We start from the raw sequence: 10,412 nt of genomic DNA on the forward strand, positions 1-10,412 counted from the left end.
CCGAGCGGCAGCTCGGTCGGGGCGGCGAGCCTCGCGGTCAGCTCGCGGGCCGCAGGACGCCCAGGCGTTGGGTGGCGCGGGTCAGGGCCACGTACAGGTCGCTGCGCCCACGGGGTGACTCGGCCATCATCCGGTCCGGGTCGACCACCAGCACCGAGTCGAACTCCAACCCCTTGGCCTGCGCGACGGTGAGCACCACCACCCGGCTCTCCAACTCCGGGTGCTCGCCGACGGCGGCCTCCGGCAGGGCCGCGGTCACCGCCGCGCCCAACTCGCCCACCCGACCGGCCGGCACGAGCACCCCGAGCCGGCCCTCGGTCAGCCCGGACGCCTCCCGCGTGGCCTCGGCCACCAGTTCCGCCGCCAACCGCCCGTCGGGCACCGTCCGGTCCCACGGGGGTACGCCACTCTCCCGCACCGAGCGCGGTGGCCGCAGCGCCGGGTCGATCTCGGCCAGGACGTCGGCGGCGACCGCCATGATCTCGGCGGGCGTGCGGTAGCTGACGGTCAGCTCGGTGAGCCGCCACCGCCGCTCGACGTAGGGGGCGAGGGCGTCCGCCCAGGACGGCGTGCCGCTGAGCGCCCCGGTCTGTGCGACATCCCCGACGATCGTCATCGACCGGCTCGGGCAGCGCCGCATCAGCAGGCGCCAGGCCATCGGTGACAACTCCTGCGCCTCGTCGACGATGACGTGGCCGAACGCCCAGGTGCGGTCGGCGGCGGCGCGCTGCGCGGTGGTCAGCCGGTCGGCCTCCTCCTGCCGTTCCAGCAGCCGATCCGCGTCGATCAGGTCGGTCACGCCGAGGATCTCACCGCCCTCGGCCTCGTCCTCGACGTCGATCGAACGAGAACCCTTGGCGATCTCCAGCACACCCTCGGCGTACTCCCGTTCCATCATCCGGATCCGGTCGCGGCGCGCGGCGGCGGCGCGTTCGTCCTCACCGAGCAGCTCGGCGGCCTCGTCGAGCAGTGGGACGTCGGCAGGCGTCCAACCACCGCGCTCCCGCCGCAGCAGGGCCCGCTCGTGCTCGTCGAGCATCGGCGCGGCAGCGGCGATCCGGTCCGGGTCGGCGTACAGGTCGGCGAGCAGCCGCTGCGGGGTGAGCACCGGCCACAGCTGGTCGAGGGCAGCCCTGATCTCCGGCTCCTCGCGCAGCTCCCGCCGGATCTCGGCCCGGTCCGCCTCGTCGAGGAGGTTGTCCCCGCCCAGCGGGTCGGCGCCGATCCGCTCGGCCACCTGTTCGGCGAGCGCGTGCACGATCTCCACGTCGAACAGCGCACGGGCCAGGTTGTGCGGTCGGTCGGCGCGGCGCACCCGGTCCCGTGCGGTCCGCACGACCTCCGGGTCGAGGGTAAGCGTCTCCCGCTCGACCTCGATCTCCAGCGGCTCGTCCGGCACCCACTGCCGGTCCCGTACCGCAAGCGCCAGCACCTCGGCCAGCACCGCCCGGCCCTTGAGCGCCGCGGTCTCGGCCGGCTCGGCCCGCTGGGCGCTCACCCCGGGAAAAAGATCACCCTGGGTACGCAGCAGCACACCGGTCTCGGCAAGCGTCGGCAGCACCTGGGAGATGTAGCGCAGGAAGGTCGCGTTCGGGCCGACCAGCAGCACGCCGCGGCTGGAGAGTTCGCGGCGGTGCGTGTAGAGCAGGTACGCCGCCCGGTGCAACGCGACAGCGGTCTTGCCGGTGCCGGGGCCGCCCTGGACCACCATCACACCCGGCAGTTCCGCGCGGATGATCTCGTCCTGTTCGGCCTGGATGGTCTCGACGATGTCGCGCATCCGGCCGGTACGACCCGCGTTGAGCGCGGCGAGCAGCGACGCCTCACCGGTCAGCTCCTCGTGGGCGCCGGGGGCTGCGGTGTCGATGTCGAGCACCTCGTCGTTGAGCCCGGTCACCTTGCGCTGCCGGGTGCGCAGGTGCCGGCGCCGGCGTACGCCCTGCGGGTTCGCGGCGGTGGCGAGGTAGAACGGGCGGGCGGCGGGGGCCCGCCAGTCCATCAGCAGCGGGTCGTAGTCGCCACTGGTGTCGAAGATGCCGATCCGGCCGATGTAGCGGCGGGAGTCGTCGTCGCCGTCGAGACGGCCGAAGCAGAGCCCGTGCTCCACGGCAGAGAACTGTTCGACCTGATCGGCGTACATCGCTACCGAGCTGTCGCGCTGCGAGCGGTCCTGGAGGGTGCCGCCGGTGTTGTGCAGTTCGGCGGTGAGTCGGTGGACGGCCTGATCACGCAGGTCGTCCAGCCGGTCGTAGAGCATCGAGACGTACTCCTGCTCGCGACCGATCTCGTCGTCGAGCGGCAATTCGTCGGAACCGCCGGAGTGCCTTGACAAGCCGTCTCCCTAAAGATTAGAATCCTTTGCAGGAACGGCTTTTAGCCGTTCTTTTTTGTGCCCTTCGAACTGTTGAAGATAGCGCGTTCGGCTGGCTCTCACCAAGCCGGGCGGTCCGGCGCGCCGGTGATCGCGAGGTGGCGGCGAATGATCCTGCGGGCCGGGCAACGGGTGGTCTTCATCGGGGACAGCATCACCGATTGTGGTCGACGCGACGTCGCCGCGCCCTACGGCAGCGGATACATGAGTCTCGTGCGCGCCCTGGTCGACGCCCGGCACCCCGAGCTGGAGCTGGAGTGGGTCAACCGGGGTGTGGGCGGCGACACGGTGCGCGACCTGGCCGCCCGCTGGGACGACGACGCCATCGCCGAACGACCCGACTGGCTCGCGGTGCTGATCGGCATCAACGACATCTGGCGGCACTACGGTGACCGGCGGGACGAGGCCGTCGGCATCGAGGAGTACGAACGCACCCTGCGCGACCTGCTCCGGCGGGCCGTCGCCGCCACCGGCTGCCGACTGATCCTCGGCGACCCGTTCCTCATCGAGGCGGACCGCGCCGACCCGCAGCGCGCCGACACCGACAGGTACGCGGCGGTCGTGGCGGGGCTGGCCGCCGAGTTCGACGCGGTGCACGTGGCCAACCAGGCGGCGTTCGACCGGGTGCTGGCGGTCAGTCCGTCGACGCGCTGGGCCGACGACCGTGTCCACCCGTACCTGCCCGGTCACGCGGTCCTCGCCGACGCGTACCTCAGCGCCCTCGGCGCCTCCTGACCCCGGCGCCTCCCGACCTCGGCCTCGCGCAGAGCGAAGCGCCGGGCCGACCGTGCGGTCGACCCGGCGCGAACACCGCGGAGATCAGCCGCGCGCGGCCTGGTAGAGCCGCTCCGGCGTCACGGCTCCGGCGAGCACCCGGCCGTCGTCGGTGAGCAGCACACTGAACAGCTTGGCACTGAGCAGCCGACCGCTGCCCCAGTCGCCACTGACGGCGGGCAGCCCGCCGAGCAGCTTCGACAGGTCCATGTCCGGTGCGGCGCCGGCGCCCGGCGTCGCCGGCTTGGCGGGAGCCTTCCCGTCGGCGAGCGGACCGTCCAGGCGGGCGACCAGCACGGTCGTCCAGCCGGAGCCCACCGCGCGGGTCTCCGGGTCGCCCGCCGGTGCGGGGTGACCGGGCTTGCCGGCGGCCGGTCGCTCGGCCTTCTCCTCCGTGACCGTCACGCCGGGCGGCGGGTTGAACGTGAACTGGTCGGCGTCCGGGCGACGGTAGTCGACCTCGGTGAACGCCACCTCGAACGCCGGCTGGTCACTGCCCTTCGCGAGCACCTCGAACCGCAACGGCACGTGCTGCTTGGCGTCGATGGCGATCCGCAGCTGGTGCACGAGTGAGTCGCGGTCGCGCGGCTGGAGCACCAGCTCGTACGAGTCTCGGCCGGCGACGGTGGCCGAGCGACCGACGCTGACCTCGGTGCTCGGGTCGATCGCGCCCAACGCCAGGTCAGCGGCCTGCTGCGGGGTGGCCGGCAGGCTCGCGGTCGGGTCCGGAGCGGGCTTTGAAGCCCCGGCGTCGCCGCCCAGACTGCGGTGGGTGGCGGTGTTGGTGCGGCTCTGCCAGGTCCACAGGTCCCGGCCGTTGCGGATCACGTCCTGCTCACCGAGGGTGTCCAGCAGCGCGACCCGCTGCCGGTCCGGCCCGGAGTACCAGACCCGCAGGGTGTGCGTGCCGGTCAGCATGGTGGTCAGCTCGTTGCCGGGGAGCAACCCGACAAGCGGCGGCAGGCCGAGGTCGGCGCGCTGCACGACGGTCCCGGACAACCCCTCCAGCCGGGATGTCTGCAGGTCGACGAGGAGCTGAGCGGCGGTACGGGGCGGCAGGCTCGGCTCGGCCTCGGCGGCGAACGTGCCGATCGCCGCGCCACCGCCGATGACGGCGACGGCCGCGGTGGCGGGGACCAGCCACCGCAGGACGGGACGGCTTCTCAGGACGGACATGGTGGCACCTCCTGGGGTCATCCTGCCCCCTCGGTGCTGTGAACGCGCTGAGGACACCGAACCGCGCCGATTGACCCGGGTGGCACCCTTGAGCTGTGCGCGTGCTGGTGGTGGAGGACGAGGCCCGGTTGGCGGCCGCCCTGCAACGTGGTCTCCAGGCGGAGGGCTTCGCGGTGGACGTGGCGGCGACCGGCCCGGCCGGCCTGGACGCGGCCCGGCACGGCGGGTACGACGCCATGATCCTCGACGTGATGCTTCCCGGGCTCTCCGGTTACGAGCTGGTCCGGCGGCTGCGCGCCGAGCAGCACTGGTTGCCGGTGCTGATGCTCTCCGCCAAGGACGGCGAGTACGACCAGGCCGACGGCCTCGACTGCGGCGCCGACGACTACCTGACCAAACCCTTCTCGTACGTGGTGCTGCTGGCCCGGCTCCGGGCGTTACTGCGTCGGGGCGCGCCGGAGCGCCCGACCGTGCTGGCGGTCGGTGACCTGATGTTGGACCCGGCCCGCCGACGGGTGACCCGGGCGGACGCCGAGGTGACGCTTACCGCGCGGGAGTTCGCGCTGCTGGACTACCTGATGCGCCGGCCAGGGCAGGTGATCTCCAAGGTCGAGCTGTTGGACCACGTCTGGGACGCGAGCCTGGAGACCGCACCGAACGCTGTCGAGGTGTACGTCGGCTACCTGCGCCGCAAGCTCGGCCGGGACCGGCTGGAGACGGTCCGGGGTGCCGGCTACCGGTTGGCGACGTGACCGCAGACGGCCCGGCGACCACCCGTCGGGCCAGGCTCGGCCGGATGCCGGTCCTCGGGCTGCGCGGTCGGCTGATGGCGATCGGTGTGGTCGGTCTCACCATCGGGCTGGCCCTGGGCGGGGTGGTGCTGCTCGGCGCGCTCGGCTTCGTGCTCCAGCGCACTGTCGACACCGAGGCGTTCCGCACCGCCGACGCGGTCACCCTGCTCGCCGCCGAGGACGCGCTGCCCGACCCGCTGCCGGTGGCCGGCGGCCAGGTCCGCGTGCAGGTCGTCGACGCGCAGGGGCGGGTCAGGGCGGCCTCGATCGACGCCGACCGCCTGGTGCCGATGGTCCGCCCGGAGCGACTGAACCGCGACGGCCGGCAGCGGCTGGAGGTGCCGGCCGAGCGGGTGGGGCTCGCCGGCCCGGTCCGGGTGGTGGCCGTACCCGCCGGCACCGCGGCCGACCCGCTCACCGTGCTCGTCGCCCGTTCGATGGCCGACGTGCGGCACAGCACCCACGTGGTCCGGACCATCCTGCTGGTGGCCTTCCCGCTGCTGGTGGCCGCGCTGGCCGGGGTGGCCTGGCGGGTGGTGGGGGCGACCCTGCGGCCGGTCGAGGCGTTACGTCGGGGGGCCGAGGAGATCACCGGAAGAGCAGGCGGCGGCCGGCTGCCGGTGCCGGCGTCGGCCGACGAGATCCACCGTCTGGCGCTCACCCTCAACGGCATGCTGGACCGGCTGGAGTCCGCCCGCCTCCGGCAACGTGCCTTCGTCTCCGACGCCGCACACGAGTTGCGCAGCCCGCTGACAAACATCCGGACGGAGCTGGAGGTGGCCCAGCGCCTCGCCGACCGGACAGACTGGACGGCGGTGACCGCCAACCTGCTCGCCGACACCGACCGGCTGAGCCGGCTCGTCGACGACCTCCTGCTGCTGGCCCGCCTGGACGAGACTCCGCCCAGCCGGGGAACCGGCCCGGTGGAGTTGGGCGCGTTGCTGACCGAGGTTGCCGCCCGTTACCCGTCGCCGCCGGTGCGGGTCGCGCTCCCGCCGGGCCCGCTCTGGACGATCGGCACCGCCGAGGAGTTGCGCCGCGTGCTTGCCAATCTGGTCGACAACGCGGTGCGGCACGCGTACGGCAGGGTCGTGCTCGCGGCCGGGGCGGCGTCGGTGGCTGCGGAGACGGACGGGCCTGGCGTCGGGGCTTACCACGTGGTGACGGTGACCGACGACGGCCCGGGTATCCCGGCGGCGGACCGGGTACGGGTCTTCGACAGGTTCACCCGGCTGGACGACGGCCGGGCCCGCGACGACGGTGGCGCCGGCCTGGGGTTGGCGATCGTCCGGGAGTTGGTGCGGCGCGGGGGTGGCAGCATCAGTCTGACCGACGCGCCGGAGCAGCCCGGTTTGCAGGTGCGTCTGCTGCTGCCGGCCGTGCGGGTCGAGGGGCGGCCAGCCGTTGACCGACCGTGACCGCAACTCACCCCCACCCGCCCGCCATTGACCCTTTGCTCTGCACCCGCGGAGGCGACAGCTACGCAGTGTGGTGCTCGCGGGCGAGCGTCGGAGCGACGGCCAGGATGTTCCCGCCGACAACCCCACGTCGAGTGAGTCGGCGGGCGTGGCTTGTGGGGGAGGCTGGCAGGTCGGCGGCGCCCACATCGGCGACGGCGGGTCAGTGGCGGGGTGGGTCAGCGGCGGCGGGTGCACACCTGCTTGGAGCGGGCCACGGTGTCGGTGGACCAGGCGACGGCGACGGTGAAACAGAAGTCGTTGGTGCGGTTGAGCGCGTAGATGACGAAGCTGGTGGTGCCGGCGGGAAGCGTCGCGAAGATGTTGTGCGTCTGGCCGGTGCGGCCGCCCGCGATCACCACCGGGCCCTCGCTGCCGGCCGGGTAGGTCCAGTTGAGCGCGATGCTGTCCCGGGTGTCGCGCAGGGTCACCGCGCTGGGTGGGGTGCCGGGCGGTGCCGCGGCGGCCGCCGACGTGGGTGCCGAGCCCCCCGGGGCGGGCGCGGTGCTGGCCGGGGCTCCGGCGGTCGGGGAGGCGCTGGCCGGCGGTGGGGTCGGTTCGTCGTCGCCGTCGACGCGGGCCACCCCGGCGATCACCGCCGCCGCGCCGAGGAGCACCACGACCACGCCGGCCACCAGCACCGGCACCAGCCGGTTGCGTTGCTCCGGCGGTGCGCGGTGCACGGGCACCGGCAGCAGTCGCGACGGCGTGTACGGCTCGACCGGCCCGTACAGGTCCGGCCGCGCGGACGGGGAGGACGGCGCGCTGGGGTCGGCGGCGGCGGGTCGGTGCAGCCGGTACACCCCGGGCTGCTCCTGGGTGCCGCCGGCCAACCCCACCACCGACGGGGGCATCGGGGAGTCGGCGGGCTGCGGCGGGGGCTCGTCCACGGGTGCGGTCGGCCACCTGCCGCCCGTCGAGCCGAGGGCCTCGTCGGAGGGCAGCCGGGGGTTCGGGACCGCCCCGGTGTGGTGGGTGGCGGCTGCTGACGGGTGGTAGCCCGACTCGACCGGCCCGTCTTCCTGCGGTGGGACCCGGGCGGCCGGCACGACCGGCGTGTCCCGGGCCGTGGGTGGGTTGTCCGCGCAGACGTGGTCGGGGTTGGCCGCGGCCCGGGCCAGGGCCGCCACCTGGGTGGCCAGCGGGTCGTCGGCGGGCAGGTGCTGTCGACACAGCTCACGGGCGAGCGCCAGGTTGTCGTGCGCCTCGGCGAACTGCCCGCAGTCACGCTGCATCGCCCCGAGCCGCGCCAGCATCTTGATGCCGCTGGGGTGCCCGTCGCCGTACACCTCGCGGTGCAGCTCCCAGGCGTCCTGGAGGCGGTCGCGGGCCACCGTGCACTGGCCCCGCGCGTACTCGACGGTGGCCAGGTCGGCGTGCGCGGCGAGCACCCGCAGCGACTCCGGGCCGTCCTGCGCGGTCAGCTCGATGATGACTTCCTGGTAGAGCCGCGCCGCCCGGGAGTGGCTGCCCACCCGGTGCAGCACCGCGGCCAGGGTCGCCGCGGCGGCCACCGTGCGCGGGTCGGCGCGGCCGTGCAGGCGGGTGGTGGCCGCGTACGCGAAGGCGGCCCACCCCCGGGCCGAGTGCGGCTCACCGAGGGCGATCAGCACTCGCGCCTGGAGGCTGGCCGCCTCGGCCAGTTCTGGGGTGGCGTTGGCCGGGCGGGGATCGGCGTCGGTGAGCGCGTCGGACAGCAGCTGCTGTGCGCCGGCCAGATCGCCGGAGGACACGAGGTGGTGCGCCTGATCAGTCAGTTCACCGAAGCCGGAAGACACGCCCCATCGTGCTCATTTGACGACGGTAAGTACAAGACCCGCGCCGGTGTCGATTGGTCAGGATCCGGTCAGGTGCTCGGCCAGGGTCTCGCTGATCCGGCGCAGCTGGTCGACCTGGGCGGGGCTCAGCGCGTCGAACAGGTGTCGGCGTACCCCCTCGACGTGGCCGGGCGCGGCGGCCGCGAGGGTGGCGAAACCCTCGTCGGTGAGCAGCGCGATCTGCCCGCGCCGGTCGGTGGGGCACTCCTCGCGGCGCACCCAGCCGGCGGCCTCCAGCCGGGCCACGGCGTGCGACAGCCGGCTGCGTGACGACCCGGCGGCGTCGGCTAGCTCGCTCATCCGCAGTTGGCGACCCGGGGTCTCGGAGAGCCGGACCAGGATCTCGTAGTACGCGTGCGGCATGCCCGCGTCGCGCTGGAGCTCGCGGTCGAGAGTGTCCATCAGGGCCCGGGTCGCGGTGAGGTACGCGCGCCAGGTGCGCTGTTCGTCGGGGTCGAGCCAGCGGGTCATGGCGCCCATCATACCGCCGATGGTTGAACTCTCAACTAAACCGGGATAGTCTCGGGTCATGGGTATCCACCGGCTCAACCACGCGGTCCTCTACGTCAGTGACCTCGCCCGCAGCGTCGCGTTCTACCGGGACGTGCTGGGCTTCCGCCCGGTGGCGATGACTCCGGACGGTTTCCGGGGCGCCACCTTCCTCCAAGCCCCCGACTCCACGAACGACCACGACCTCGGCCTCTTCGAGGTCGGCGCGGCTGCCGGGCGGTCGAGCGCCGGCCGGTCCACCGTCGGCCTCTACCACCTCGCCTGGGAGGTGGACACGCTCGACGAGCTGGCCGCCACCGCCGAGCGGCTCGTCGCCGCCGGTGCGCTGGTCGGCACCTCCGACCACGGCACGACCAAGAGCCTCTACGGCAAGGACCCGGACGGTCTGGAGTTCGAGGTGGTCTGGCTGATCCCGGCCGACCTGCTCGACGACGCCGCGCTTGCCGCCCGCAAGCAGATCGGTCGGCTCGACCTGGACGCCGAGCGGCGGCGCTACGGGGGGCAGACCCGGGGTGGGGTGGGGATCTCCGTCCCGGCCTGACCGCTCGTACGGTAGAACGGACCGATGCCGACCGACCGGACCACTGACTTCCTCCGCGAGCTGCTGGTCCGCCAGTTGACGACCTGGCTGCCCGCGGCCCTGCACCGCTCCCGGCGGGCGACCATAGCCGTCGCGGGCGCCGGCGCGGGCAGCGCGGAGGCCGCGCTTCGCCTGGTCGCCAGGCACGGCGACCAGGTGCGCGGCCGGCAGGTGACGGTGCTCGTGCTGGCCGACGCCGACGCCGACCTGCCGGCCCGACTCGGCCCGATCGAGGCGGGGTTGCCCGCCGAGGTCACCGTGCACCTGCTGCCCGGCGACCCCTACCGGCTGCCGGTCGCGGTGAAGGCCGCCGGCGCGGCCGGCGCACCGCTGTTCTCCTTCGTGGACCTGCCCGGCGCGGTGACGCCGAAGCTGCTCACCGCCGCGACGAACGGCCGGACCGGAGAGCTGCTGCTGCACACGACTGAGAGCGCCCGAGACGTGCTCGTCTCCGCCGGCTTTCCCCTGGTCGCCGAGGTGGCGACGGTGCTGCCCGAGGGCGAGGCTGCCGGGGTGGTCGCGTTCGGCAGCCGCTCCGACCGCAGTCTGGAAGCAATCCGCGACGCGCTCTGGGAGGTCGGCGCGGAGTTCGACGTGCGCTACCGCGACCCCCTCGACCCGACCGGCACGACTGTCGACGTGGTCGGCGACCCCGACCTCGAACCGCTGGCCCAGGAGCTGCTGGCCGAGCTGCGGGCGGGCGGGTCGCGGCCGGTCACCGAACTACGCCGGCACGCCCTCACCGCGACCGTCTACCGGGCCGCCCATGCCAACCAGGCGCTGGCCGACCTGCTCGACGCCGGCGTCCTGCGACGCGACCGCGAGTCCGGCCGCCTGGCCGGCGACGAAACCATCACCCTGGCGAGCTGAGCCCTCACCCCAGACCCGCGATTGAGGGGGTAGACGCCGAGCGGGGTGCCGGTGGACCACCGGCAC

General features: G+C 73.7%; 9 protein-coding genes. 5 read left to right on the plus strand and 4 right to left on the minus strand.

Annotation, left to right across the window (positions count from 1 at the left end; all coding sequences use genetic code 11):
• Positions 1-37 precede the first annotated feature (37 nt).
• Positions 38-2,257 carry a HelD family protein gene (locus tag ACWER9_RS06230; RefSeq protein ID WP_452300766.1) on the minus strand — a complete coding sequence of 740 codons (2,220 nt, stop codon included), beginning with the start codon at positions 2,255-2,257 and terminating at the stop codon, positions 38-40.
• Between the two features lie 222 nt (positions 2,258-2,479).
• On the opposite strand from ACWER9_RS06230, the gene ACWER9_RS06235 reads away from it, so the two are divergent.
• Positions 2,480-3,106: an SGNH/GDSL hydrolase family protein gene (locus ACWER9_RS06235; RefSeq protein ID WP_452300753.1), complete on the plus strand. Its 627-nt coding sequence runs from the start codon at positions 2,480-2,482 to the stop codon at positions 3,104-3,106.
• Between the two features lie 84 nt (positions 3,107-3,190).
• Here ACWER9_RS06235 and ACWER9_RS06240 read toward each other — a convergent pair whose 3' ends face one another.
• The gene (locus tag ACWER9_RS06240) at positions 3,191-4,321 is read right to left on the minus strand and encodes a LolA family protein (protein WP_452300754.1); all 1,131 of its coding nucleotides are present in this window, start codon (positions 4,319-4,321) and stop codon (positions 3,191-3,193) included.
• Positions 4,322-4,416: 95 nt separating this feature from the next.
• On the opposite strand from ACWER9_RS06240, the gene ACWER9_RS06245 reads away from it, so the two are divergent.
• Both ACWER9_RS06245 and ACWER9_RS06250 read left to right on the plus strand, forming a co-directional pair.
• Positions 4,417-5,073 (plus strand): response regulator transcription factor, encoded by a 657-nt coding sequence (locus ACWER9_RS06245; RefSeq protein WP_452300755.1) that lies wholly within the window; start codon positions 4,417-4,419, stop codon positions 5,071-5,073.
• 74 nt (positions 5,074-5,147) lie between these two features.
• Positions 5,148-6,530: an ATP-binding protein gene (locus ACWER9_RS06250; protein ID WP_452300767.1), complete on the plus strand. Its 1,383-nt coding sequence runs from the start codon at positions 5,148-5,150 to the stop codon at positions 6,528-6,530.
• 218 nt (positions 6,531-6,748) lie between these two features.
• On the opposite strand, the gene ACWER9_RS06255 is transcribed toward ACWER9_RS06250, so the two are convergent.
• Entirely contained in the window at positions 6,749-8,347 is a 1,599-nt protein-coding gene (locus ACWER9_RS06255; protein ID WP_452300756.1) for a tetratricopeptide repeat protein, read from the minus strand.
• Between the two features lie 57 nt (positions 8,348-8,404).
• The gene (locus tag ACWER9_RS06260; RefSeq protein WP_452300768.1) at positions 8,405-8,866 is read right to left on the minus strand and encodes a MarR family winged helix-turn-helix transcriptional regulator; all 462 of its coding nucleotides are present in this window, start codon (positions 8,864-8,866) and stop codon (positions 8,405-8,407) included.
• Between the two features lie 49 nt (positions 8,867-8,915).
• On the opposite strand from ACWER9_RS06260, the gene ACWER9_RS06265 reads away from it, so the two are divergent.
• Both ACWER9_RS06265 and ACWER9_RS06270 read left to right on the plus strand, forming a co-directional pair.
• Positions 8,916-9,437 (plus strand): VOC family protein, encoded by a 522-nt coding sequence (locus ACWER9_RS06265; protein ID WP_452300757.1) that lies wholly within the window; start codon positions 8,916-8,918, stop codon positions 9,435-9,437.
• A gap of 24 nt (positions 9,438-9,461) precedes the next feature.
• Positions 9,462-10,346 (plus strand): hypothetical protein, encoded by an 885-nt coding sequence (locus tag ACWER9_RS06270; protein WP_452300758.1) that lies wholly within the window; start codon positions 9,462-9,464, stop codon positions 10,344-10,346.
• Positions 10,347-10,412 lie beyond the last annotated feature (66 nt).

The organism is Micromonospora sp. NPDC003944 (assembly GCF_053605225.1).